The organism is Dyella flava, assembly GCF_016904955.1.
In the GTDB taxonomy this organism is placed as follows: domain Bacteria; phylum Pseudomonadota; class Gammaproteobacteria; order Xanthomonadales; family Rhodanobacteraceae; genus Dyella_B; species Dyella_B flava.
This window is the reverse complement of record NZ_JADIKE010000029.1, coordinates 125460-151886: the sequence shown is the minus strand read 5'-3', so window position 1 is coordinate 151886 and position 26427 is coordinate 125460. Positions and strand designations below refer to the sequence as shown.

The 26427-nt window shown below is 62.4% G+C and carries 17 protein-coding genes and 2 pseudogenes; 10 read left to right on the top strand and 9 right to left on the bottom strand.

Annotation, left to right across the window (positions count from 1 at the left end):
* The first annotated feature begins 79 nt into the window (after window positions 1-79).
* Entirely contained in the window at window positions 80-3154 is a 3075-nt protein-coding gene (locus ISP19_RS05515; RefSeq protein WP_204680355.1) for a TonB-dependent receptor, read from the top strand.
* A 379-nt stretch (window positions 3155-3533) separates the two neighbouring features.
* Window positions 3534-4325, top strand: a complete 792-nt coding sequence (locus tag ISP19_RS05510; protein ID WP_204680354.1) for a polysaccharide deacetylase family protein — start codon at window positions 3534-3536, stop codon at window positions 4323-4325.
* Between the two features lie 151 nt (window positions 4326-4476).
* Here the strand turns inward: ISP19_RS05510 and ISP19_RS05505 are convergent, their stop codons facing one another.
* Genes ISP19_RS05505 through ISP19_RS05490 form a run of 4 tightly spaced genes read right to left on the bottom strand, consistent with a single transcriptional unit; the run spans window position 4477 to window position 10490 of the window.
* Window positions 4477-4659, bottom strand: coding sequence for a hypothetical protein (locus tag ISP19_RS05505; RefSeq protein WP_204680353.1), 183 nt, complete (start codon window positions 4657-4659; stop codon window positions 4477-4479).
* 39 nt (window positions 4660-4698) lie between these two features.
* Complete coding sequence (locus ISP19_RS05500; protein WP_204680352.1) at window positions 4699-6126, bottom strand: efflux transporter outer membrane subunit; 1428 nt, start codon at window positions 6124-6126, stop codon at window positions 4699-4701.
* Window positions 6113-7285, bottom strand: a complete 1173-nt coding sequence (locus tag ISP19_RS05495; protein ID WP_204680351.1) for an efflux RND transporter periplasmic adaptor subunit — start codon at window positions 7283-7285, stop codon at window positions 6113-6115. Before ISP19_RS05495 ends, ISP19_RS05500 begins: the two co-directional genes overlap by 14 nt.
* 7 nt (window positions 7286-7292) lie before the next feature.
* On the bottom strand, window positions 7293-10490 hold the full coding sequence (locus tag ISP19_RS05490; protein WP_204680350.1) for an efflux RND transporter permease subunit: 3198 nt from the start codon (window positions 10488-10490) through the stop codon (window positions 7293-7295).
* A gap of 232 nt (window positions 10491-10722) precedes the next feature.
* On the opposite strand from ISP19_RS05490, the gene ISP19_RS05485 reads away from it, so the two are divergent.
* From ISP19_RS05485 to ISP19_RS05475, 3 genes are all read left to right on the top strand, one after another.
* Window positions 10723-11658: a LysR substrate-binding domain-containing protein gene (locus ISP19_RS05485; protein WP_204680349.1), complete on the top strand. Its 936-nt coding sequence runs from the start codon at window positions 10723-10725 to the stop codon at window positions 11656-11658.
* A complete protein-coding gene (locus tag ISP19_RS05480) occupies window positions 11639-12709 on the top strand; it encodes a DMT family transporter (protein ID WP_284384915.1) in 1071 nt (356 codons plus the stop codon). The genes ISP19_RS05485 and ISP19_RS05480 overlap by 20 nt, the downstream gene beginning before the upstream one ends.
* Before the next feature lie 262 nt (window positions 12710-12971).
* On the top strand, window positions 12972-13514 hold the full coding sequence (locus tag ISP19_RS05475) for an acyloxyacyl hydrolase (protein ID WP_204680347.1): 543 nt from the start codon (window positions 12972-12974) through the stop codon (window positions 13512-13514).
* A gap of 79 nt (window positions 13515-13593) precedes the next feature.
* Here ISP19_RS05475 and ISP19_RS05470 read toward each other — a convergent pair whose 3' ends face one another.
* From ISP19_RS05470 to ISP19_RS05450, 5 genes are all read right to left on the bottom strand, one after another.
* Complete coding sequence (locus tag ISP19_RS05470) at window positions 13594-15114, bottom strand: DHA2 family efflux MFS transporter permease subunit (protein WP_204680346.1); 1521 nt, start codon at window positions 15112-15114, stop codon at window positions 13594-13596.
* 173 nt (window positions 15115-15287) lie between these two features.
* The gene (locus ISP19_RS05465; protein WP_204680345.1) at window positions 15288-16475 is read right to left on the bottom strand and encodes an HlyD/EmrA/EmrK family protein; all 1188 of its coding nucleotides are present in this window, start codon (window positions 16473-16475) and stop codon (window positions 15288-15290) included.
* Window positions 16476-16494: 19 nt separating this feature from the next.
* Window positions 16495-17937 (bottom strand): efflux transporter outer membrane subunit, encoded by a 1443-nt coding sequence (locus tag ISP19_RS05460; RefSeq protein ID WP_204680344.1) that lies wholly within the window; start codon window positions 17935-17937, stop codon window positions 16495-16497.
* A 188-nt stretch (window positions 17938-18125) separates the two neighbouring features.
* Window positions 18126-18584, bottom strand: coding sequence for a MarR family winged helix-turn-helix transcriptional regulator (locus ISP19_RS05455; RefSeq protein WP_204680343.1), 459 nt, complete (start codon window positions 18582-18584; stop codon window positions 18126-18128).
* A 96-nt stretch (window positions 18585-18680) separates the two neighbouring features.
* Complete coding sequence (locus tag ISP19_RS05450) at window positions 18681-18938, bottom strand: hypothetical protein (RefSeq protein ID WP_379945674.1); 258 nt, start codon at window positions 18936-18938, stop codon at window positions 18681-18683.
* Window positions 18939-19200: 262 nt separating this feature from the next.
* Between ISP19_RS05450 and ISP19_RS05445 the strand changes: the two genes are divergently transcribed.
* The 5 genes and pseudogenes from ISP19_RS05445 to ISP19_RS05430 all read left to right on the top strand — a co-directional run.
* Window positions 19201-20010, top strand: coding sequence for an AraC family transcriptional regulator (locus tag ISP19_RS05445; RefSeq protein WP_204680342.1), 810 nt, complete (start codon window positions 19201-19203; stop codon window positions 20008-20010).
* 83 nt (window positions 20011-20093) lie between these two features.
* Complete coding sequence (locus ISP19_RS05440) at window positions 20094-20666, top strand: TetR/AcrR family transcriptional regulator (protein ID WP_204680341.1); 573 nt, start codon at window positions 20094-20096, stop codon at window positions 20664-20666.
* 81 nt (window positions 20667-20747) lie between these two features.
* Window positions 20748-21623 carry an oxidoreductase gene (locus ISP19_RS05435; RefSeq protein WP_204680340.1) on the top strand — a complete coding sequence of 292 codons (876 nt, stop codon included), beginning with the start codon at window positions 20748-20750 and terminating at the stop codon, window positions 21621-21623.
* 171 nt (window positions 21624-21794) lie between these two features.
* A pseudogene (locus ISP19_RS21620) lies at window positions 21795-22472 on the top strand (DEAD/DEAH box helicase); the annotation flags it as partial.
* A gap of 201 nt (window positions 22473-22673) precedes the next feature.
* Window positions 22674-26387: pseudogene (locus tag ISP19_RS05430) on the top strand (Lhr family helicase); the annotation flags it as partial.
* Between the last annotated feature and the right edge of the window lie 40 nt (window positions 26388-26427).

Sequence of the window (26427 nt, the reverse complement as noted above, 5' to 3'; positions counted from 1 at the left end):
TCGGCGAAAGCGTGCATGGATTTGCTCGCGTAAATCCGTGCGCCCGGCAGCGTCTGGCTTTCTGCTTCGTCGTGCCATCATGCACCTGCACCTCATGAGCACGGCACTGGGTTGTGCCGGCTTGATCCTGGGCTTTCCCTGCCTGGCCGATGCAAGCACGCTTGCATCGCAGCTTTATACGATCGCATCCGGCAACCTCGGCAACGCCTTGGACACCTTCGCTGCGCAGAGCAATGTGCAGCTGGTTTACTCACCGGAACTCGCCACAGGCAAAACCACGCGCGGCGTCTCCGGGCGCTTCACCCCCGCGGAAGCATTGCGGCAATTGCTGGCCGGCACCGGATTGACCTGGAAGGCGGTGAACGACACCACCTTCGTCCTGAAACCGCTACCGGCGCTCCAGCCTGTCCCGGCCGCGCCGCCGGCAGCCGACGTGTCAGCGGCGCCGGCGAAAACCTTGCGCACGGTGAGTGTCAGTGGCTCGCTGATCAGCAATGCCGCCATCCAGACCGCCACGCCCACCTACACGATTACCGCCGAAGACATCAAAGCGCGCGGCTTCAACAGCATCGCGGATGTGCTGCTGAATTCGGTGCTGGCGACCGGCTCTGTCCAAGGGCCGCAGGCCGCGGGCACGTTTACCCAGGGCGCGCAGCCGATCAGCCTGTTCGGCCTCAGTCCCCAGCTCACGCTGATCCTGATTGATGGCAAGCAACTGGCCGATTTTGGCCCTCTGTATAACGGCGCCCTCAACGTCACCAGCGTCGCCAACCTGCCGGTAGCTATCGTCGATCATATCGATGTGATGCCGGGCGGTGCTTCATCGATCTATGGTTCACAGGCGATTGGTGGTGTGATCAATATCGTCACCAAGTCGCAGATGGACGGCGGCGACCTGTCGCTGCGCACGGGAAATTATTCCGATGGCGGCGGCGCCAATCAGCGCCTGAGCTTTGCCTACGGCCACACCACCGGCAAGCTGCGCCTGCTTGCAGCGGGCGAGTTCGACAATGCGTCGCCGATCTGGGGCTATCAGCGTCCGTTGACGATGGGCAGCGATTCGGGCCCCGCGGGCGTTGGCGCCCCCACCGTACAAGCGGCCATCTACGACTACGGCACCGCCAGCACCAGCAGCGGCTATCCCTTGGGTTACCTCAATCCGCCCAACGGCTGCGACACTCATCTGTTTGGCGGCAGCACCCAACTTGTCAGCAGCAGCAATGCTGATCAGTACGGTCACTATTGCGGCTCGGACAAGGCCGCGGGCGATGTCACCTATAGCAACCAGGAACGCAACTACGACGGCATGTTGAAGCTGGACTACCAGGTCAGCGAACAGCTCCAGTTGTACAGCGACACCATGTTGAACTGGCAACAGCAGAGCTGGTTCCCGGGTGCAGCTCAGTGGGCATCCATTGATTACCCGGACGGCCTGATCGAAGATGCGACAACCGGCCATATTCTTTACCTGGGCAAGACCTTTGCACCCGAGGAAATGCCCGGCGGCCTCGCCGGCCAGATGTATCGGCAAAATGATTTGCTGTATCAAGGCGATCTCGGCGCCAACGGGCAGTTGGGCGAGTCGGACTGGGATTGGGATATCTATTATCTGCGCACCGGTGACCGCACCACGGTAGTGGAGCCGGTGCTGATGAAGGCGCAGGTCGACAGCTACTTCAACAGCATCCTTGGGCCCCTGGTGGGCGTTGATCCGGTCACCAGGCTCAATACCTACAACCCCGATTACGCGGCGTTCTTCGAGCCGGTCTCACCCGCGCAATATGCGAGCTTCTCCCAAGGTGTTCCCGAATTCAGCAATACCTGGATCAACGACACGCGCGCCACGCTCAGCAATGCCTCGCTGTTTGGCCTGCCCGGCGGCGACGCGGGGTTTGCAGCATTGATCGAAGGCGGCAATGAAGCATGGTATGAGCCGGTCAATCCACTGTTTACGCAGGGTGCGGTGTTCGATCATGCAGCCTCGGGCGGCGGCGGCCAGCGCGCACATGCAGCGACGTCCTTTGAACTAAACCTGCCGTTGCTGAAACCGCTGACGCTCGATCTGTCGGGGCGATACGACCATTACGCGCTGAACGAGGGCAGCAACAACCATAAGTTCACCTACAAAACCGGCCTCGAATACCGACCGGTTGACGGCTTGCTGTTTCGCGGCAACTACACCACGTCCTTCAAGGCGCCGGATCTGTCGTCGATCTTTCTCGGACCGACCGGCTACTACACGCAGATCATCGATTACTACCAATGCGCGAAAGATCACAGCAACAACTGCGGCGCCGATGATCAGTACGAGGTCAAAGGCACGGCTTTGGCGAATCCCGCGCTGCAACCCACCACGGCGGAAAGCTGGACGCTGGGTTCGGTATGGTCGCCTGTCGATAGTTTCAGTGTGAGCCTGGATTATCTGCATCTGGCGATTCGGGACGAAGTCGTGCAGCAGAGCGTGGACTTGCTGATGCGGACGGATGCGCAATGCTTGCTGGGCGAGTTGAATCCCGATTCAGCGGAATGCCAGGCGATCACCAATCCGGTCGACGGTCAGGTACAACGTGCGGGAAAGGATGGCGATGGCACCATCACCGGGATTACGACGTATTACGCGAATCTCACGGATGAAATGACCGAGTCCATCATCGGCAGTGCGCACTATCATTTCGCACCTTGGCATATCGGCAGTTTCAGCGTGCAACTGGATTACAACGATATGCTCAGGCACGAATACCAGCTCGCACCCGGGCAAGCGCCCATCAATCAGCTGGCCGATCCACAGTACAGCGAAGAATTCAAAAGCATTCTCAGCGGCAGCGTGACCTGGAACAGCCCCGGCGGACGATGGACCGGCACTGTGTACGGACACCGCTATGGACCTTCGCCGAATTACATCGCGCAAAACGACGGTGCGACCTATCCCGGCGCCGGACGGCTTCCGCCGTGGATCACTTTCAACGGCAGCGTGAGCTATCACCTCACCCGCCAGCTGGATCTGTCCGCACTGGTGAACAACATCACCAACAAGATGCCGCCGGTGGATCCCACTTACAGCGTGTATCCGTATTTCAATGTAGAGAACTACAACATCTACGGGCGTGAGGTGATGCTGCAGATGGATCTGACATTCGGTAGCGCGATGCGTTGATCCGCATGCCACCAATTCAGGTATCGAAGACGACGTCCCTGCTGCTGATAACGCACTCTCACCAGTAAACGCGCACCACGTCAGGCACGCGTAAGCCTTCTGCTATCCGGCCGCCCCAACTTCGCGCTCAAGTCTGTCGCAAAAAGACACGAAGCTGCCGTGCCACGTCACAAACTTGCGACTGATCGTCCCGACACGCTGGATTCGCCTGTCCAAGCCGCCCATGTGATGAATTTGCGCGTGGCATGACGCGTGCATTAGCCCCAATGCCTCTTGCATATCCATGCGAGAGCGGGGCGCTTCCGTTGCACGCAGCCAGGTTTCCCGGTTGCGGGGTCGGGAGCGATAAGCCGCCACTGCTTTAGAGGATCAGGCGAAAATGAACTTGCAAAAGACTTTTACCAGGCCACTGCGATTGGCTCGCGGCCATGTGATCGTCGGTTGCGCGTTATTTGCGCTACTGGCCTCCTCGCTGACGCTGGTTGGACGCGGGCTACCCCCGCCTCGCTTTGTGCTCGACCGCGTGACCCAGGGCGGCCTTACGCCGATCGGCGAATATTCCTGGCGCAAGGCGAGCGATTGGCTGGTTGGGCGCAAGTACGCTGTGTTGACCTTTGACGACGGCCCGTACGGACATGGCGTGGACGAACAGATCCTCGGCGTCCTGCATCGGCATCATGCACACGCCATCTTCTTCCTCGTTTGCAATCACATCAACGACACGACCAGTCATTTGCTTGGTGTCTATGAACATGAAGGCCATATCATCGGCAATCACAGTTTCGATCATCTGCGACTGAGCGAATTGTCAGATGGGGCCTTGCGTGATCAGGTAGAAGGATGCAGCCGGCGCATCGCCAGCCTGACCGGCCATCGACCGTTTTATTTTCGCCCACCATTTGGCATGACTTCAGCACATGTGAAGCATTTCGCCGAAATGTCCGGCATGCAGCAGATGCTGTGGGACGCCAACAGCCAGGACAGTTGGCAAACCAGGCCGGAACAGATTCGCTTCTGGAGCAACAGGGACACGGACAACCTGTCCATCCTGCTGATGCATGACAAGCCGACCACGGCCGCCGTGCTCGATCAAACCCTGAATGACCTTGAGCAGCGCGGGTTCCAGTTTGTGCTGCCCGAGCAGCTTCCCCCGGATACCGTCACGGATTGAACCCGTGCCCGTGGGGCGAGATGACCTGGCGAACTCGCCACCGGTTGCCTCACACTTGATTTGAACCAACGCTTTAGCATCATCGCTCGCCGCCGCAGCGATGACTGGCTCGCTCCCTCTCATTCAAGGAGGGAGCTATGACGACGACGTTCTAGCGCGGAGCTCGGAGTGCCGAATCGCGCAGCGCGGCTTCGTGCGACACCTCATCGCGAGCCGCGACGTCTTCGGTATCCAGCGCACTGTGGCTGGGTCGATGCATGCTGCCGGGTGAAGCAGGCGCATCGGTGGCGCCATCTTTTTCGATACTGGTATCCGCAACGGGTTTCGTTGTCATGTTGGATTCCTGGATGTTCTGACTATTTCCGCACGGGATTTACCTGCGCGCAAGCTGATCCACCGACCAGCCGCCGCCTATCGCGCGGATCAATTGCACACTGGCCTGCAGGCGCTGGGTATCCAGTTGCAGCAAGCCACGCTGCTCCTGCAAGGCGACGGTTTGGGCCTGCACCACGTCGAGGTAGCTGACGGCGCCATGCTTGTATTGGGTCATCGACAAATCGAGCGCGCGTTGCGCGGCAGTCGATGCGTCCTTCTGGTCGACGCTCGCCGTGCCGAGATGATCGAGCAAGGCGAGGTTGTCCTGTACCTGCTGGAACGCCGCAAGTACGACGCCGCGATATTGCGCACCGGCTTCATCGGTCTTTGCCTTGGCCGCGACGATGGTGGCCTTGCGATAGCCGCCATCGAACAGGTCATAGGCCAACGATGGGCCAAGCGACCAGACCCGGCTCGGTGCAGTGAACAGGCTGGCCCAGCTGGTGCTCTGGAAGCCGCCTTGCGCATTAAGCGTCAACGATGGGAACCAGGCGGCGCGCGCAATGCCGATGCCTGCGTTGGAAGCGGCGACCCGGCGCTCCGCCGCGGCCACGTCCGGGCGACGCTGCAACAGGCTGGAAGGTACATCGAGCGGAATCACCGGCACCGGAATGGCCGCCGTTTCCGTCGGCAAGGTAAAGGTCGACGCGTTCGCGCCTACCAGCACCGCGATCTGGTCCTGCATCAGCGTGCGCTGCGCCAGCGTCTGCGACCACTGCGAACGCGCGTCGGACAACTGCGTCTGTGCGCGCGATACGTCCAGGCCTGACACGATGCCTCCGGCATGCAGGGTTTGCGTAAGCTTCAGTGCCTTTTGGTAAGCCTCGATGGTCTGCTGCAGCAACGCGATCTGCTGGTCGAAGCCGCGCAATTGCATGTAGCTGTCCGCAAGTTGCGCCTGCAGGCTTAGCTGGGCCGAGGCGAGATCGGCCTGCGCCGCGAGCGCGTTGTCGCGCCCGGCTTCAACCGTGTTGCGTACGCGACCCCACAGGTCGACTTCATAACTGGCCTGCACGCCCACTGAGTAAGCGTTGTAATCGGCGGGTGCCGCGGGATTGCGCGCCGGCGGCGCCGTATCCGATTCGCGGGCCCGCTCTCCGCTGGCACCGGCGCCTACCTGCGGGAACAACTCCGAACGTGCTTCCGCGCTGAACGCCTGCGCCTGCGTGTAATGGGCGAACGCAGCGGCAAGCGTGGCATTGTTGGCAAGCAGTTGGGTCTGCAACTGATCAAGCTCGGCGTCGCCGTAGAGATGCCACCAGTCCTGGCGCGGCAATTGGTCATTCGGCTGTGCGCTCACCCACGGACCCACGTCCCTGTAGGCCGGCGTCGTGGGTGTCGCCGGAGCTTTGTACGCCGGTGCGAGCGAGCAAGCACTCAACGCCGCGGCAACGGCGAGCGCAAGGGAGAACTCAAGCTTTTTCATGGGGCTTGGCCGTAGCGTCGTCGCTGGCAATCTTCACGGCTTCGCCGTCCTTGATGCCGTCCGGCGGGCTGTCGATCACGCGATCGCCGGCTTGCAGACCCGAGCCGATTTCGACCGACTTGCCGAAGTCGTAGAGGATGCTCACTTTCTTGAAGGCCACCTTGTCGCCTGCGCCAATAGTCGCCACGCGCAGCCCGGCGTTGTCGAAAATCAGCGCACTGGCCGGCACGCGCAACGCGGCGGCGTCGACTGGCAGGTTAAAGCGCACGTGAGCAAACGCACCCGGCATCAGCGCGCCATCGGCGTTGTCGACCAGCAACTGCACCAGCGTCGTGCCGGAATTGGCATTCACCGCATCCGAAGTCGCCACTACTTTGGCGTGGAATTCACGCGTCGGATATTCGGGCACCACCAGCACGGCGCTGCTGCCTGGACGGATCGAAGGGCCATCGCTCTGCGGCACCTGCACGTAGACGCGCAACTGATGGATGTCCGACACCACGAACATTTCCGGACCGGTGCCACCGCCCGCGTTGATCAGCGCTCCGACGTCGGTGTCGCGTGCGGTGACTACGCCATCGAACGGCGCCACGAGTCGCGCGAACGCCTTGGTGGCGATCAGCCGATCGACATTGGCTTGCGCGGCGCTCACGAGTGCGACCTTGGCGGTGTAGTCGCTGGTGCGCTCATCGATGTCCTGCTGCGCAACGGAGTCAGTGCCGGTCATGGCCTGCCAGCGCTTGGCGGTGATCTCGGCGAGGTTCGCATTGGCTTTCGCGCTGACCAGATCCGCGCGCGCCTGCGCCAGTTGCTGATCGAGTTCCGGCGTGTCGATCTCGCCGAGCAGTTCGCCGGTTTTCACGTGCGCACCGATATCCGTCTTCCAGTCTTTCAGATAGCCGCTCACCTGCGCGTAAATCGGCGCGCGCGTGAACGCTTCGAGGCGACCGGGCAGATCGAGCACAGGACCGGCTTTTCCGGGCTCCGGCGCGACCACGTTGACGGTGGGAATGGCCTGTTCATCGGTCCAGGTTTTCAGGCTGCTCGCCTGCGTGGCGCGCGTGATCAGACCGATCACCACGATCGCGATCAAGACCGCGGAAGCCACGAGTCCGAACAGGCGCAAGCCGCGTTTGGATGGCCTCTTCGGCGGATGCATAGTTGTTTCAGACGACATAGCTTGGTTCTCCGGAAGCGTCGGCTTCTTTCGGGGCATGGCTGTGACGCGCATGGACGATGCTGAACACCACCGGCACAAACAGCAGGGTGGCGCAGGTGGCAAAAAGGAGACCGCCGATCACCGCGCGGCCGAGCGGGGCGTTCTGTTCGCCGCCCTCGCCCAGGCCAAGCGCCATCGGCACCATGCCGATGATCATCGCCAGCGCGGTCATGCAGACGGGACGGAAACGGGTGAAGCCGCCTTCGAGCGCGGCGAGTGCGGCGTTGCCGTGCTCGGCCAGACGTTCGCGGCAGAAGCTCACCACCAGAATCGAGTTGGCGGTGGCCACGCCCATGCACATGATGGCGCCGGTCAAGGCAGGCACCGACAGCGGCGTGTGCGTGGTGAACAGCATCCACACGATGCCGGCCAATGCGGCGGGCAGCGCGGTGATGATCACGAACGGATCGCTCCACGACTGGAAGTTCACCACGATCAGCATGTAGATCAGCACCACTGCGCCGAGCAGACCGAACAGCAGGCCGGAGAAGGCGCTGTTCATGGTCTGCACCTGGCCCAGCAGCACTACGTGCGAGCCCTTCGGCTGCTGACTGGCGGTGTCGTTGATCAACTTCTGTATATCAGCGGCCACCGCACCCAGATCGCGACCCTGGGTGGCGGCGTAGATCTGTACCAACGACTGGATGTCGTATTGATCGACCACGTCGTTCATGTCGTTGCGTTTGAGGCTGATCACACCACCCAACACTTGCGACTGACCATTCGGGCCACTGATCGGCAGGTTGCGCAGTTGCGCAAGACTGTCCAGCGCGTACTGCGGCGTCTGCATCACGATCGGATACGACACGCCGTTGGCGGGATTCAGCCAGTACGTCGGCGCCACCTGGCTGGAGCCGGCAAGGTTCACCACCAGGCTGTTGGTGATGTCACCCTCGGTGATGCCCAGGAGCTGCGCCTGGGTACGATCCACGTTGACATCGAACGCCGGACTGGCCTGCGATTCCTGGATACGCGCGTCGACCACGCCAGGGATCTGCCTGATCTTGTTCAGCAAGGTGTTGGCGTAGACAAAGTTGGCCGACAGGTTGGGACTGCGGATCTGCAAATCGATCGGCGCAGGCGAACCAAAGTTCAGGATCTGGCTGACAATGTCCGCCGGCGGGAACGAGAACGTGACGCCTGGGTACTTGCGCGGCAGCAGCTCGCGCAGCTGGCGCACGTATTGCGCGGTCGGGCGATGGCCTTCGTTGAGGGCGATCTGGATATCGCCATCCTGTTCGCCAATCAAGCCGGTGTTGTTGTAAGTGGTGTTGATGCCGCTGTTCGACAGGCCGATGTTGTCCACCACCGTGCCCAGGTCTTGCGGCGGAATCACCCCCCGCACCGTCTGCTCGATGTCGCCGAACAGGTTCGAGGTGTCTTCAATGCGCGTACCAACCTGCGCCCGCACGTGCATCAGGATCTGGCCGCCATCCACATCCGGGAAGAAATTGCGTCCCAGGAACGGCACCAGCAGGAACGACACCAGCACAAACGACAGGAAGCCGACCACAAATGGTTTGCGATGCGTGATCGCCATGTCGAGCACGCCGTGGTAGGTCGCACGAACGCGTTCGAAGCGAACTTCAAAGGCACGCTGGAAACGCACTAGCGGATTCTTCGACGGCACGGACGGGGCGGTGTGATCACCCGCATCCGGCCCATGTGCCTTCAGCAGATAGTTCGCCATCGTCGGCACCAGGGTTTGCGAGAGGATGAACGAACAGACCATCGCAAACATGACCGATTCGGCCATCGGCACGAACAGGAAGCGCGCCACGCCCGGGAGGAAGAACATCGGCACGAACACAATGCAGATACACAGCAGCGATACGAAGGCCGGCGTGATGATCTCCTGCATGCCGTTGACGATCGCGGTTTCCACATCCTTGCCGAGTTCGAGATGCCGGTTGATGTTCTCGATGGCTACCGTGGCGTCGTCCACCAGGATGCCCACCGCCAGCGACAGACCACCCAGCGTCATGATGTTCATCGTCTCGCCGAACGCCGACAGCAAAGCGATGGCGCCGAGCACGGCCAACGGGATCGAGGTGGCGATGATCAGCGTCGAGCGCCAGCTGCCAAGGAACAGCAGGATCATCAGGCTGGTGAGTGCCGCCGCGATGATGCCTTCGCGTGCCACCCCGCTGATGGCGGCGCGTACGAAGATCGACTGGTCTCCGATCGGGGTGACCTTGAGGTTGTCCGGCAAGGTGCCCTTGCTATCGACCAGGCGCTGCTTGATGCCGGCCACGATATCCAAGGTGGAGGCGGAGCCGTTCTTGAGCACGCTCAACAGCACCGAGCGGTGACCGTCCACGTGCACGACATTGGTCTGCGGTGGCGCGCCGTCGCGCACATGGGCGACGTCGCGAATGTAGATGGTGGTGCCGTTGACCTGCTTGATCGGCAGGTTGCCGAGCTCCTTGATGTCCGATGGCGCGTTATTGAGGTTGAGTGTGTATTCGAATTTGCCGATCTTCTCGGTACCCACCGGAACGATCAGGTTCTGCGCCGCCAATGCGTCGGCCACGTCTTGTGCGGACAGGCCACGCGCCTGTAGCGCGCTGGAATCGACGTCAATCTGCACCTGGCGGGTCTTGCCGCCGTAGGGATACGGAATCGCCGCGCCAGCCACCGAAACAAGTTGCGGACGCAGGATGTTGAGGCCCAGGTCGCCGAGGTTCTGTTCGCTCAGGCCATTACCCGACAGCGCCAATTGCAGGATCGGTACGGTCGATGCGTTGTAGTTGAGAATCAACGGCGGTGTCGCGCCCGGCGGCAGCTGCTTGAGGATCGTCTGCGACACCGCCGTCACCTGTGCATTGGCGGTCGCGATGTTGACACCCGGCTGAAAGAAGATCTTGATGATGCCGAAGCCGTTGATCGATTTGCCTTCGATATGCTCGACGTCATTGACCGTGGTGGTCAGCACGCGCTCGAACGGGGAGTCAATGCGCCCGGCCATCTGGTCCGGCGGCAGGCCGGTGTACTGCCACACCACCGCGATCACCGGAATTTTAATATCCGGGAAAATGTCGGTAGGCGTACGCAGCGCGGCCAGCGGTCCGGCAATCAGGATCAGCAGCGCGAGAACGACAAAGGTATAAGGCCGCTCCAGAGCGAGCCGTACAATCCTCTGCATGTGGATGTACTCCAGGGAGTGGGGGCGGAGCACCTAGGCCGCATGCCGCATCACGTGGCAATCATGCGTACGGAACCTTATTGCGGACGCCGCGAGGGACCGCATGCTCTGCTTACAAGCAAACTTGCGGAAACAAAAAATGGCCGGAGCTTGGGGATAAGCTTCGGCCTTCGTAAATGTTAGTAACGAGACTTGCTAAGATCGATACAGCAAGGCGAATGGCTCGATACACATGACGAATGAATACCTGGAACTTCGGCATCTGAAATATTTCGTCACCGTCGCCGACGAGCTCCATTTTGGGCGGGCGGCAGAGCGACTGGGCATTTCGCAGCCCCCACTTAGCCAGCAAATTCATGCACTTGAGCTGCGCCTGGGCGCCAAGCTGTTCGAACGCAAGGGGCGTGGCATCGTGTTGAGCCATGCGGGAAATGCATTGTTGCCGCGTGCGAAAGGCATCCTTGCGCAGGCGGAAAGAGCCGCCGAATCGGTGGCGCGTTCCCAGCGCGGCGAACTGGGCGAGCTGCATCTGGGCCTGATGTCTTCCGGTCCATTCACGTTTGTCGTTCCCCGGGTGCTGGCCCGGTTTCGCGAACGCCTGCCGGATGTGCGTCTACTGATCCATGAGATGCCCACCTCGCACCAGGTCGAGGCGCTTGAACAAGGCATCATCGACATCGGCGTGATCCGGCCGGATGCCTTGCCCGACAGCCTGCGCGCCATCGAGCTGTTCAAGGATTCACTGACCGTCGTCCTGCATGCGAGCAATCCGCTGGCCGCCAAGACCGGGCCCATTCATGTCAGTGAATTGGCCAACGAGGATTTCATCTTCTATCAGCGCCATCTGGGCGTGAGGTTTTACGACCAGGTGATCGCACTGTGCACGAAGGCCGGTTTCAGTCCGCGCATTCTTTATGAAGTGCGTGAATTACCCACCATCATCGGCCTGATCTCCGGTGGTTTCGGCGTCGCCGTCCTGCCTGGCTCGGTGCAACGGATGATGGTGGAAAACGTGGTGTACCGGCCGGTGGCGGATATGGAGGCCGCGACCGCAGTGTGGGCGATTTTCCGCCGCGATACGACTGATCCGATGGTCAATGCCTTTCTGGAGATTGCGCAGTGTCTGGCGTCCAAACAGGCTGCCGCCCGTGAACTCGGCGCCGCCTAGCTACGCCAAAGGCATCGCGCAGGCGCTGCTGGCGGCGGCGCTGTTCGGGGTAAGTACGCCGCTGGCAAAGTTACTGCTGGGCGACATCGCGCCGGGGATGCTCGCCGGTCTGCTGTACGCGGGGTCCGGCGCCGGCCTGCTGCTGTGGTGGCTATGGCGTCGCGTCAACGCGGGGGAGTCACACGAAGCAGCGTTAGTACCGCGCGACCTCCCCTGGCTCGCGGGCGCCGTGTTGTTCGGCGGCATACTTGGGCCGTTATTGCTGATGTTCGGCCTGACGCATACACCCGCCTCCTCGGCATCCTTGCTGCTGAACATGGAGAGCGTGCTCACCGCAGTGCTGGCCTGGGTGGTGTTTCGCGAGAATGTCGACCACCGCGTTTTGCTCGGAATGCTGGCGATCGTGGCGGGCGGCGGCCTGCTTTCCGTGCAACGCATTGGTTTTGGCGGCGCCGGATTCGGCGCGATCGCCATTGTGGGCGCATGTCTTTGCTGGGCGATCGACAACAACTTTACTCGCCCGATTTCGGGGAGCGATCCGGTCCAGATCGCCGGCCTCAAAGGGGCCGTGGCCGGATGCATCAACATCGGTATCGCGGTCGCCGCCGGCTATCACTTCCCTGCCCCGTTCAGGCTGATTGCGGCCGGCTTGCTCGGATTGGCCGGCTACGGCGTCAGCCTGGTGCTGTTCGTGCTGGCCCTGCGCTCGCTCGGCACCGCGCGCACCAGCGCCTATTTTTCGACCGCACCGTTCCTGGGCGCATGCGTGGCGCTATGGCTGTTCGGCGAACATCCCGGCACCAGCTTCTGGCTGGCCGGAGCGTTGATGGTGGTCGGCGTATGGCTGCATATCAGCGAGCGCCACGAGCACGAACATGTGCATGAGGCGATCACCCATAGCCATCGTCATCGCCACGATGAGCATCATCAGCACACTCATGATTTTCCCTGGGACGGAAAAGAACCGCACACGCATCCGCATACCCATGAGCCGCTCCGGCATAGCCACCCGCACTATCCGGACCTCCATCACCGCCATAAACACTCTTGAGCGGCTGGTGAGGAGTGATCCGATAGAAAGGTACGCTCAGGCGCCAGCCGGGGTGTCGCCAAAATGCGGTTTAGGTAAATATGTAGCGGCATTACGCGCTGTAAGCCGAAGCTTACGTGTGGCTGTCGTTTTGGACTTACCCTTTTGGGGAATACGCCGACTTGTCGGAAGTGACATAAATGTGGCTAGCCACGCGGCTTAATCATTTGTAAACTTTTAAGTACATAAACGGCATACCACCTCTTCCCCACAGGTATTTCGAATGCGCATTCATCCACTCACCCGCGGTCTGGCAGCCGTGTTGTTGTGCACCCTTCCGGCATTTCCTGCCATGGCCGCACGCTTCGAACTGCAGGGCGGCGTCAGCTACATGGGTAACCCGTCCAACAACTACAGCACGCCGGTTGCATTCGGCGAAGTCATCTTCGACCCGTACCAGATCGGCAGCAGCAATTTCACCTGGTCGCCGGATGTCACGGCTGGCTGGATCGGTGGCCGCACGGGCAGCAAGGTTGCCGAGTTCAACAACGACAATCCCACCACACGCCACGACACCTTCATCCTGGCTGGCGGTGCACGCCTCCACTACGGCCCGACCGGCGCCTGGTATCAGCCGTTCTTCCTCAGCTTCCAGCCGGCCTTCAATAGCGACAGCACGCAGGCTTTGAGTACCCACTACGAATTCGTCACCACGGTGGGCTACCAGGGCAATCACTGGAGCCTGGGCATTCGCCATATTTCCAACGGCAGCCTGCACGAGCCGAACCGTGGTGAAACGATGGTGGTCGCCGGTATCGGGTTCTGATTCGCCGTTCTTCTGCTGCACATAAAACAACGGCCCCAATCGGGGCCGTTGTCGTATGCGGGATTTGAAACCACTTTGCTCAGTGTCCGCCGGCGCCCGCACCCGCCTTGGCCGCGAACGGGGGTTTGGCCATCCAGATCACCACGATCAGTGACAGGAAGATCCAGCCCAGCATGAAGAAGACTTCATTGAAGGAGATCTGCAGGCCCTGCAAGGTGATCGTCTGATTCAGCGCCGCCCACACGCTGGGCGAATCGCCGGTCTGGGCGATGCCCTGCTGCAGCAGCGGGTTGTAGGGCGTGATCTGCTCGGCCAATTGCTCGTGATGCACGATGCCGCGGTGCTGCCACAGGAAGGTGGTGAGCGATGCGGAGAAACTCGCGCCTACCGTACGCAGGAAGGTCGCCAGGCCACCACCCGCGGCGATTTCATGCGGCTGCAGATCCGACAGCAGGATGGTCGTCACCGGCATGAAGAAGAACGCGACACCCAGGCCTTGCAACAGCTGCACCAGCGCCACGTGCTCGAAGTCGATGCCGATGTAGAAGTTCGAGCGCAGGAAGCAGGTCGCGCCCATCACCACGAACGCACCGCTGGTCAGCAGGCGCAGATCGAAACGGGTGGCGTATTTGCCGACGATAAAGGTCAGCATCACCGGCAATACGCCCAGCGGCGCGGTCGCGAAACCGGCCCAGGTGGCGGTGTAGCCCAGATTGAGCTGCAACCATTGCGGCACCAGCAGGCCGATCGCGAAGAACGCCGCATAGGCCAGCACCAGGGCGATGGTGCCCATGCGGAAGTTGCGATGGCGGAACAGCTTCAGATCGACGATCGGATCCTTGTCGGTCAGCTCCCAGATCAGGAAGATCACGATCGCGATGGCCGAGACGATCGCCGTGCCCAGAATGAAGTTGGAATTGAACCAGTCATCGTCGTTGCCCTTGTCGAGCACCACCTGCAAGGCGCCCACGCCGATCACCAGCGTGATCAGGCCAACGTAGTCGATCTTGGGACGTTGCGTGACCACTTCACGCAGACGCATCTGATTGGCCACCACCATGCTGGCGAAGATGCCGATCGGCACGTTGATGAAGAAGATCCACGGCCACGAGTAATTGTCGGTAATCCAGCCGCCGAGAATCGGGCCGGCAATCGGCGCCACTACCGTCACCATCGCCAGCAGCGCCAGTGCCATGCTTCGTTTGGCGGGTGGATAGATCGAAATCAGCAAGGCCTGCGTGATCGGATACATCGGACCTGCCACCGCACCCTGGATGGTGCGGAACAGGATCAGCATGTTCATGCTCTGGGCGATACCGCACAGGAGCGAAGCCAGCGAGAACAACAGCGTCGCCCACACGAACAGCTTCACTTCACCGAAACGGCGCGTGAGAAAGCCGGTGAGCGGCAACGCGATCGCGTTGCTCACCGCGAACGACGTAATCACCCAGGTGCTCTGATCCTGGCTCACGCCCAGGTTGCCGGCGATCGTCGGCAACGACACGTTGGCGATGGTGGTGTCCAGCACCTGCATGAACGTGGCCAGCGACAAACCGATTGTCGCGAGGACCAGGTTGGGTGGACGGAAATGGCTGTTCATATGCTAGGAGTGAGTGGAGAGGAGTGAGGAGTGAGAAAAGAGCGTGGCAAGAGGGTGGTTTTGGTCATTTCTCTGCTCTTCGCCTGGTCAACGTGCGAGTTTGGCGAGCGCGGGGAGTGCCGTAGAGACGCGCGGCCTTCCTCACGTTTCAAGCTCTCCATGCACGACTGTCCTCAGCTCCCCATGTTCTGGTGAATGATCTGCTCGATCTTCGCGTTCGCATCGGCGAGTTCATGGTCGAAGACGTCGGTGCTGAAGCGCGCTTCGGTACGTGGCGTCTGCGACAGCATCAGGCCGTTCTGGTTGTGCAGGTCTACGTCGACATCGAGCGACATGCCGATGCGCAGCGGATACTTGTCGAGCTGGGACGGATCGGTGAACACCACGCGCACCGGAATACGCTGCACGATCTTGATCCAGTTGCCCGTGGCGTTTTGCGCCGGCAGCAGCGAGAACGCACTGCCCGTGCCCACGCCCAGGCTCTCCACCTCGGCCTTGTACTTCACGGCGCCGCCATAGACGTCGGAGGTCACTTCCACCGGCTGACCGATGCGCATGTCGGTGAGCTGCGTTTCCTTGAAGTTGGCATCCACCCACACTTCATGCAGCGGCACCACCGCCATCAAGGCAGCGCCCGGCTGCACGCGCTGACCTACCTGCACCGTGCGCTTGGCGACATAACCGGTCACCGGCGCGAGAATGGAGGTGTGCACATCATCCAGGTACGCAGCGCGGTACTGCGCAGCAGCGGCTTTCACATCGGGATGCGAAGCGACGACGGTGTCGTCCACCAGCACCTTGTTGGTCTGCAACTGCTGCTGCGCGTTGTCGAACGCATTCTGCGCCGCGTTGAGCGCATCGCGTGCGTGCGCGAGCTCTTCCGCCGAGATGGCACCGGTCTTGGCCAGATCACGGCGGCGGTTGTAGTCGGCCTGCGCCTTTTGCAGGTTGACCTTCTGCACCGCCAGCTGCGCTTGCGCGCCGGAAACCGTGCTGTACAGGCCGCGCACACGGCGGACGGTGGTGCCGAGATTGGCAGCGGCGCGCTGCAGTGCGACGTCCGCATCGGACTTGTCGAGCCGCACCATCACGTCGCCCTGCTTCACCAGATCGCCGTCGTCAGCGCGAATGCTGATTACCGTGCCGGCGATGCGCGGGGTGATCTGCACGATGTTGCCGTTGACGTAGGCATCGTCGGTGCCTTCGTACCAGCGGCCGACCAGGAAGTACCACGCGGTCCAGGCAATGGCCACGACGACAAGCACGATGAGCAATAGCCGCATCAGGAAGCCGCGCTTGTTGTTGGCCGGAGGCGCCTGGACTGCTGACGTATCGGCGGTGTTGGGGTTCGGACTGGACATGGGGCTGCCTCAGAAGCGATTAATTATTGGAGGAGAGTTGGGTGTCGGCTTGCGGGCGGAAGCCGCCGCCGAGCGCCTGAATTAGTTGCACATTGAGATCGGCCTGCTGTGCATGCAGTGACGCCATGCGCTGCTCGGCGGCCAGCAATTCCTGGCGCACGCTAAGCGCTTCCAGATAACTGCCGATGCCCGACTTGTAACGCTGCTCGGACAGATTCCACGCGTCGCTGGCCGCATCCAGCGCACGCTGCTGCGCTTCGATCTGCACTTTCAACGAGTTGAGCGCGTCGTAGTCGTCGGAGATTTCGTTCACCGCCGACACCAGCGTCTGGTTGTACTGCGCAACGGCCAGATCGTATTGCGCGTCCTTGCTGCTCAGGTTGGCGCGGCGGCGGCCGCCGTCGAAGATCGGCAGGCTGATGGCGGGTGCAACATCGTAGAAGCGGTTGGGCAGCTGGAACAGATTGCCGCCGCCCAGGCCGATCAGGCCCGCCAGCGCACTGATGTTCACATTAGGCAGGAACTCGGTCTTGGCCGACTTGATGTCCTTGCTTGCCGCCTCGACGCGCCAGCGAGCGGCAACGAGATCGGCGCGGTGGCCGACCATGTCCACCGGCACATTCGGAGGCACGATCAACGCACCCGGCGCCAGCAATTGCGGACGGCTGATATCCAGACCGCGATCCGGCCCCTTGCCGAGCAGCACCGACAACGCCGAGCGCGCTGCATCGATCGCGCGATCAGTCTGCGCCTTCTGTCCTTGCGCACTGGCGACTTCGGAATCGCTTTGCTTGAGCTGGATTTGGTTATCGATGCCTGCAGCGACGCGCTGACGAGTCAGGTCGCGCGCTTCGGTCGCGCGATGCAGTTCGGCAGTCGCCACATCCTGCTGCACGTAGGCGTAGCTGAGTTGCACATACGCCCGCGCGACGTTGGTCGACAGTTCGATGCGCGCGGCCTGCGCATCCACTTGCGCGGCGCGCAGCTGGCCAAGGGCGGCCTCCCACGCGGCGCGCTGGCCGCCCCACAGGTCCAGATCCCACTTGAAGCTGCCATACACGTATTTGGCCGCCACCGTGTGTCCGGTGCCCAGCACGGGAATGGTCGTCGGAATGCGTGTTTCGGCAACGCTGCCACCCACGCCGACATTCGGATCACGCGCGGCATCAGCCGCGTTGGCCGCGGCCTGCGCGCCACGCGCACGCGCATCGGCGACGGCGAGTGTCGGATTGTCGTGCAGCGCCTCGGCGATCAGTGCATTGAGCTGGGGATCGCCCAGTCCGGTCCACCAATCGTCCTTCGGCCAGGCTGCCTGGGACACCTGCACCTTCGCCAGGCTGCGGTCTGCCTTGAGCGAAGAGGAGTCGGTCAGCGTGCCGTCCGGATGAATGCCGCCGCTGGTGGCGCAACCTGCCAGCGCGAGCACCAGTCCAACAGCAACCGCAAGAATATGCAGACGCATGGCTTTCAAGTCTCGATGAATTTTTTAGCTAAGGTGTTGAGCAAGGGCATTCCCGCCCTTCCCCAACGCACCGGATTCGGCACATGTCCAAATCCGGCTCCGGCGAATCGGGCACTTTGTGCGCCCGGTTCGCAGCGGACTGTCCGTAGTCCACATCGACAGGCGATGACCGCCTGCCTGATTGCTGATCAGTTCTTGTCGCGAAGCGCCCGTAGGACACGTGCCAGGTAATCGTGCAATTGATTGCTTTCGGTTTCCGTCAACGAGCGTTGCGCTGCTTCCAACACGCGGTCATTGCAGCGGGTCAGTTGCTGCCATAAATCGGCGCCGGCCTGGGTGAGCTCGATACGCAGCGCGCGCCGGTCCTGTTCGTGCGGCAATCGGCGTAGCAGGCCCCTGCCCTCCAGTTGGTCCAGCTGCCGCGTCATGGCGCCGCCGTCCAACTCCACGGCCCGGGCCAGTTCGGTCGCCGTCATGGGACCTAGTGCAATCAGCCGCTTGATGATCAGGAACTGGGTGAAGCGCAGATCGAGGCCCTTGGCCGCGATTTCCGCCTCGATGCCGCGTACCAGCTCCACGCGAACGAGGCCGATCAGCACGCCAAGGCTTTCCTGGCTGGTCGGGGTAATGAGCGGTTCGGTGTCCATGGGCGCGCACGTTATTGCGCCCTAAAATATTTGTCAAGGCAAATATCGTTTGAACATCTTTTGTTTCAGCAAATGGACAGAAATGTATTATTTCGACTATTTGCGAGATCTACCGGTCAGCTCGTCCAGCTCGTCGCTCAGCCAGGCCCGCAAGGCCGGATCGCGCACTTCGAACAGCTCGAATACGCCCAACGCCCGCAACGCCGGCAACTGGGCCAGCAAGCGCGGTTCCATCGCGCGGCGCAAAGGCTCCGGCGTAGCCGGATCCAGCATCTGATGGGCGCAGGCAACGAAGGTCTCCAACGGCGTCTTGGAGACCTGGGGCTTCAGGGATACCAATTGCATGGGGGACATGTGCTTTCCTTTTCTTACCAACATGGCAGTGCGGCCGGGGGATGCTCATTAAGACGGACGAATGAGACCGGCCATGACAGACACTTCATGACCAGGCGATGGCTTTCGCGCCATGGGCGCGACTCTGGAGCCTGGTTGAACAGAAAACCGCGAGCGGCGGCAGCGGCGGGGATCCGACTCCAAGGTCGGGTAGGAAAAAGCTTAGGCAAAGCCCGACCGAAGCTGATAACGTCATTTGGCCAAAAAATGTCGAGATCCGGCCATGACGGGCTCCAAGCAAGAACTCTACGAATACATCGACAAGGCCGATGGCCCACCCATCATTGCCTACTGGAGTGAAGGCGAAGCCACCGGCGAGTACAGTCCGGACACGCATACCTACGATTGGCATAGTCATACGCGCGGCCAGTTCTGGTGCATCGAAAGTGGTCTGGTTCATGTGCACACCGCGCGTGGCTCATGGCTGCTCCCGCCGCATCGTGCCGGCTGGATGCCGGCCGGTGAAATGCACAAAGTCACCGTCAGTGGTGTCATGAGCGGCTGGGGCGTGTTCCTGGCTCCCGATATCAGCCATTGCCTGCCCGATCATCCCTGCGTCATTGGTGTGAGTTCGCTGTTGCGCGAACTGGTTCACCGCGCCAGCTCATGGACCTGGAATGCCCAGCTCGATGCGCAGCAGGAGCGCCTTATGACCGTATTGCTGGATGAAATGCGCGATGCCACCCATGAGCCGCTGCACCTGCCCATGCCACTGGATCGCCGCCTGCTGCGCATCGCGCACGCCGTGCTCGAGCAACCGCATGACAACCGCAGCCTGGAAGAGTGGGCCATATGGGCCGGGCTTTCGCCGCGTTCGCTCAGCCGCCTGTTCCGCACCGAAACCGCACTCAGCTTTGCGCAATGGCGGCAGCAGGCACGCCTGAGCAAAGGACTGGAGCAACTGGCCGATGGCGTTCCGGTGGCTTCCGTGGCCGACAGCCTCGGCTATGCCAGCACCAGCGCGTTCATCGCGATGTTCCGGCGCAGTTTCGGGCATCCGCCGGCGCGGTATTTCGGGCAGCGCGTCGCCTAGTGCAAATAACCTCATGCAGGCCCCTTGTGATGGGTGACGGCCGCCCCTATGATTGAGCACACGCTCATTTATGTGAACTACCCGTGGCCCGTCCCCGCAGCGAAGACAAGCGCAACGCCATCCTGGAAGCCGCCACGGAAATCGTGGCCGAGCAGGGCGTGAGCGCGCCGACGGCCAGGATCGCCAAGCGGGCAGGGGTGGCGGAAGGCAGCCTGTTTACCTATTTCGAGAACAAGGATGTCTTGCTCAACCAGCTGTACCTGGAGCTGAAAAGCGATCTGCGCCACGCCATGCTGGACGGCTTTCCGGCCGCCGAGCGCATCGCGGTGCAAGCCCGGCATGTGTGGAACGGCTATGTCGACTGGGGCGTCGCCCATCCGCAAAAACGCAAGGCGATGTCACAACTTAGCGTGTCGGACCGGATCAGCCCGCAGAGCAAGGAGGCCGGCATGGCCGGCTTCAGCCGGGTCAACACCATGCTGCAGGAAAGCCTGGCGGTCGGTGTCTTGAGGGATCAGCCGCCGGCCTTCGTCGGGGCGATCATGGGATCGCTGGCCGAAACCACCATGGAGTTCATCCTGCGCGAACCGGCCTTGGCCGAACGCTACAAGAACGCGGGTTTCGAAGCGTTCTGGGCGGCCATTACCAAGCACTGAGCGTATTTTTTTCAACCATTAATGAGTATGTACATACTCACTTAAACCCACACCCCTACTCACATCCCCTAGGAGAACATCATGTCCAAAGTCTGGTTAATCACCGGTAGCGCCCGCGGCCTGGGCCGCCATCTTGCCGAGGCCGTGCTGGCCGCCGGCCACCGCCTGGTCGCCACCGCGCGCCAGCCGGACAAGCTGCAAGACCTGGTTGCCCGCTACGGCGACCGCGTCCGCACGGTTGCGCTCGACGTCACCGATGCCGCCGCCGCGCAGGCCGCCGTCGACACGGCGATAGCGGCCTTCGGCCGTCTCGATGTGCTGGTCAACAACGCCGGCTTCGGCTACGTCACGCCGTTCGAGCAGTCCACGGCGGAGGATTTCCGCGCACAAATCGACACCAACCTCTACGGCGTCGTGAACCTCACGCGTGCCGCGCTGCCGGTGATGCGCAAACAGCGTTCCGGCCACATCATCCAGATCTCTTCGGTGGGCGGCCGCATGGGTACGCCCGGGCTTAGCGCGTATCAGGCTGCCAAATGGGCCGTGGGCGGCTTCACCGAAGTGCTGGCCAAGGAAACCGCACCGTTCGGTGTCAAAGTCACCTCGGTCGAGCCGGGCGGCATGCGCACTGGCTGGGGCGACATCGCCCGTGGCTCAGTGCCGGAGCTGTTGCCCGACTACGAAGCATCCGTGGGCATGGTGGACCGGATGCTCGCCGACTATGTCGGCCGCGAAGCCGGCGATCCGGACAAGGTCGCCCAGGTGATCCTGCAACTGGCCGAACACGACGCGCCGCCGGAACACCTGCTGCTGGGCAGCGACGCGATGCATTTCTTCCAGCAGGCGGATGAGGCACGCCGTGCCGACGCCGAGCGCTGGCGCGCGGTAAGCCTGTCCACCGACGTCGATGGCGGCGTCACGATGCCGCGGCTCTCCATGGCCAAGCAAACGCCCTAAGCGCTTAGTGGGCGGTGGTGCGGGCGTCTCATCGGCTGAGACGCCCGCGCCGCAGCATGCCGGTAGCCGGCGCGGCGGGACGCAGGCCGCCGGGGCCGGCCTTTACCGCGCTGCCACCGGGCCCTATGTATGATCGACGAATCCCACCCGCACCACCGCGGGCCATCGACGATGCCGCTGCACGATTTCCATCCCGCCGTTTCCGCGTGGTTCGAAGCCACGTTCCCCGCGCCTACCTCCGCGCAAACCGGCGCGTGGCCGGCGATCAGGGCAGGGCAGCACACCCTGGTGGCGGCGCCGACCGGTTCGGGCAAGACACTGACCGCCTTCCTCGCCGCCATCGATGCGCTGGTGCGCGAAGCGGTGGCGCGCGGCGGCACGCTGCCGGACGAAACGCGCGTGGTGTACGTGTCGCCGCTGAAAGCGCTGTCGAACGACATCCACATCAATCTCGAAGCGCCCCTGGAAGGGATCCGCGCACAACTCGAACAACTCCACCTGCCCGACGCCCCCATCCGCACCGCCGTGCGCACCGGCGACACCCCGCAACCCGCGCGCAACCTGATGCGCAAGGTGCCACCGCACATCCTGGTCACCACACCGGAATCGCTGTACGTGCTGATGGGTTCGCTATCCGGGCGCGAGATGCTCAAGTCCGTGCGCAGCGTGATCGTTGATGAAATCCATGCGGTTGCGGCCAGCAAGCGTGGTGCGCATCTGTCGCTGACCCTGGAGCGGCTTGAGGCGCTTTGCCAAAGGCCGTTGCAGCGTATTGGTTTGTCTGCGACGCAGAAGCCGATCGAAGACGTTGCGAAGTTTCTGGTAGGCGAGGGCGACGGCCTTGCTCCCTCTCCCCTCCGGGGCACGCGGGGAGAGCACATGGATGTGCTCGGCTTTGAGGAGCGAGGAGAGGGTTGGGGTGAGGGGACAACCTCGCCAAAAACCCCAAAAGAGCCACAGCCTTTCACAGCAGACCTTTTCGCAAGAGCGGCCCCTCACCCCAGCCCTCTCCCCGAGGGGGGGAGGGAGACAAGAAAGGAGCGGGAGAAAAGCTGCGTCATCATCGACATCGGCCACACCCGCGCCCGCGATCTCGCCATCGAAGTACCCCCGGTGCCGCTCGAAGCGGTGATGTCCAACGACACCTGGGAGCTGGTCTACAACCGCCTCACCCAACTGGTGGAACAGCACCGCACCACCCTGGTATTCGTCAACACGCGCCGCATGGCCGAACGCGTCGCACGACATCTTTCCGAACGCCTGGGCCACGAAGCCGTCGCCGCGCACCACGGCAGTCTCGCCAAGGAACAGCGACTGGATGCCGAGCAACGCCTGAAACGCGGCGAGCTGAAGGTACTGATTGCCACGGCGTCGCTGGAATTGGGCATCGACATCGGCGATGTGGATCTGGTCTGCCAGCTGTCCTCGCCACGCTCGATTGCCGCGTTTCTGCAACGCGCCGGCCGTTCGGGCCACGCGGTCAACGGCACGCCGAAGGCACGGCTGTTTCCGAGCAGTCGTGATGATCTGATCGAATGCGCCGCCTTGCTCGACTGTGTGCGTCGCGGCGAACTCGACACCCTGGTGCAACCGCCGCAGCCGCTTGACGTGCTCGCCCAGCAAATCGTCGCCGAGGTCGCCTGCGCCGAATGGGATGAAGACGCGCTGTTCGATCTGGTGCGCCGCGCCTACCCCTACCGCACGCTGCCGCGCGAATCATTCAATGCCATTGTGCGCATGCTGGCCGATGGCTTCACCACGCGCCGTGGCGCCCGCGCCGCCTACGTCCATCGCGATGCCGTGCATCATGAACTGCGTGCGCGCCGCGGCGCGCGGCTTACCGCCGTGACGTCCGGCGGCACCATTCCTGATACCGCTGACTATCTGGTGGTGCTTGAGCCACAAGCGACCATCGTCGGCACCGTGAATGAAGATTTCGCCATCGAAAGCATGGCCGGCGACATCTTCCAGCTCGGCAACACCAGCTATCGCATCCTGCGCGTGGAGCGTGATCGCGTACGCGTGGAAGATGCGCAAGGCGCGCCGCCCAGCATTCCGTTCTGGCTGGGCGAAGCACCGGGACGCAGCAACGAACTGTCGCTGGGTGTATCGCGCTTGCGCGAAGAGATCGTCGCGCGCATCGATGCCGGCGGCGTGCAGGCGGCGTTCGACTGGCTGCGCGAAGCACTCGGCCTGACTGAATCCGCCGCGCAACAGATCGTGGAATATCTGGCCAAGGCCAAGGCCGCGCTGGGCGTGCTGCCGACCCAATCCACCCTGGTGTTCGAGCGTTTCTTCGATGAATCCGGCGGCACCCAATTGGTGATCCATACCCCTTGGGGCAGCCGCATCAACCGCGCCTGGGGTCTGGCCCTGCGCAAGCGGTTCTGCCGTCAGTTCAATTTCGAACTGCAGGCCGCGGCCACCGAAAACGCCATCGTGCTGTCGCTGTCCACCAGCCACAGTTTCCCGTTGGAAGAAGTTGCACGTTATCTGCATAGCAGCAGCGCCGAGCAGGTCCTGGTGCAGGCGCTGCTGGATGCGCCGCTGTTCCCGGTGCGTTGGCGCTGGAACGCGGTCACCGCGCTAGCGCTGCCGCGCTACGCCGGCGGCAAGAAGGTTCCCGCGCAACTGCAACGCATGAAAAGCGAAGACCTGCTTGCCACGGTCTTTCCCGATCAGGTCGCCTGCCTGGAAAACATTGTCGGCGAGCGGCAGATTCCCGATCACCCGCTGGTCAACCAGACCCTGCACGATTGCCTGCGCGAGGCGATGGATGTGGATGGCCTGCTGCATATTCTGCAGGGTCTGGAATCGGGCGCGATCAACGTCGTCGCCCGCGACCTCACCGCGCCCAGCCCGCTGGCCAGCGAAATTCTCAATGCCGCGCCCTACGCGTTTCTCGATGATGCACCACTGGAAGAGCGCCGCACGCGTGCGGTGCAGACGCGCCAATGGAACGGCATCGAAGACACCGATGATCTGGCCAGGCTCGATCCCGAAGCGATCGCCGCGGTACGTGGCGAGGCGTGGCCCGACGTACGCAGCGCGGATGAGATGCATGAAGCGCTCAACGTGCTCGGCTTTGTCACCGCTGCAGAAGCCGAAGCGAATGCAGGCTGGCTCGGCTGGCTGCACAAACTCGCCAAATCCCATCGCGCCACGCTGCTGACGCTCGCCCCCCTCCGCGAAGGAGAGAAGGGAACAAGCGTGTGGGTCTGCGCAGAAAAACTCCCGACGTGGCAAGCCGTTCACGCAGCGACTTCCATGCAACCGGCGATCAGCGCACCCGCCGAATTCACCGCCCAGACCTGGATCCGCGAAGACGCACTGCTTGAACTGGTACGCGGCCGCCTGACCGGCCTCGGCCCCGTCAGCGTAGCCGCACTGGCCAGCTCGCTCGGCGTGGAAGCCTCCGATGTCGAACTCGCCTTGCTGCGCCTGCAGTCTGAAGGCTATGTGATGCAAGGTCGCTTCACCCCCGACGCGCGCGACATCGAATGGTGCGAACGCCACCTGCTGGCGCGCATCCATCGCTACACCATCGGTCGCTTGCGCCGCGAAATCGAACCGGTCAGCCGCCGTGACCTGATGCGTTTCCTGCTGGAATGGCAACACACCACACCCGGCACGCGCTTGAAAGGCCCCGATGCGCTCGCCGCCGTACTCAGCCAACTGGAAGGCTACGAAGCGGCCGCCGGTGCATGGGAAAGCGAATTGCTCACCTCGCGTATCGAAGACTATTCCAGCCGCTGGCTGGATGAACTCTGCCGCGCGGGACGTATCGGCTGGAACCGCCTGCGCAGTGGCGGTGGCAGCGGCGGTCCGGTACGCGCCACGCCCATCGTGCTGCTGCCGCGCCGCCAGCTTGGGCTCTGGACGGGCATGGCCGATCGCAATCAGGAACAGGATTTACTGCTTTCCTCACGTGCCCAGGCGGTGCTCGACGCACTTGCCGCACACGGCGCATTGTTCTTCGATGAACTGCTCGACATCGCGCGCCTGCTACGCACCGAACTGGAAGACGCCCTCGGCGAACTCGTTGCCGCCGGACGCGTCACCGCCGACAGCTTCGCCGGACTGCGCGCCTTGCTGACACCCGCCGCCAAGCGCGAATCACCACGCCATCGTCGCGTGCGCCGGCATGCCTTGAGCGAAATCGAGGACGCCGGACGCTGGTCACTGGTCCGCAAAACCTCCTCACCCGCTGCACTGCGGGAACCAGGCAGGGATGCGGGGACAAGCTTGCGGGATTCCCCCAACAGCACCGACGAAACCATCGAACATATCGCCCGCACCCTGCTGCGCCGCTACGGCGTCGTGTTCTGGAAACTGCTCGAACGCGAAGCACCCTGGCTTCCCAGCTGGCGCGAACTGCTGCGTGTCTATCACCGCCTGGAAGCTCGCGGCGAAATTCGCGGCGGCCGTTTCGTGGACGGCCTGGTCGGCGAACAATTCGCCCTGCCCGAAGCCATCGGCCAACTGCGCAGCGTCCGCCAGCGACCGCTCGAACAACAATGCATCTGCCTTAGTGGCAGCGATCCGCTCAACCTCGTCGGCACCGCACTCGCCGGCGACCGCCTGCCCGCACTGGCCGGCACCCGCGTGCTGTACGAAGACGGCATGCCTGTCGCCGCACTCGTCTCAAGCAAACCGCAATGGCTGATCGACAGCGATCTCGCCCAGCAACGCCGATGGTTCAACGCGCTACTGCGCCGCCCGGAACCCGACGGCACCAGTGATGTGAGTTACGTACGCCGTTAACTGCACCATGTTTTCGTGGAAGCGAATAAAGGAGCAAACC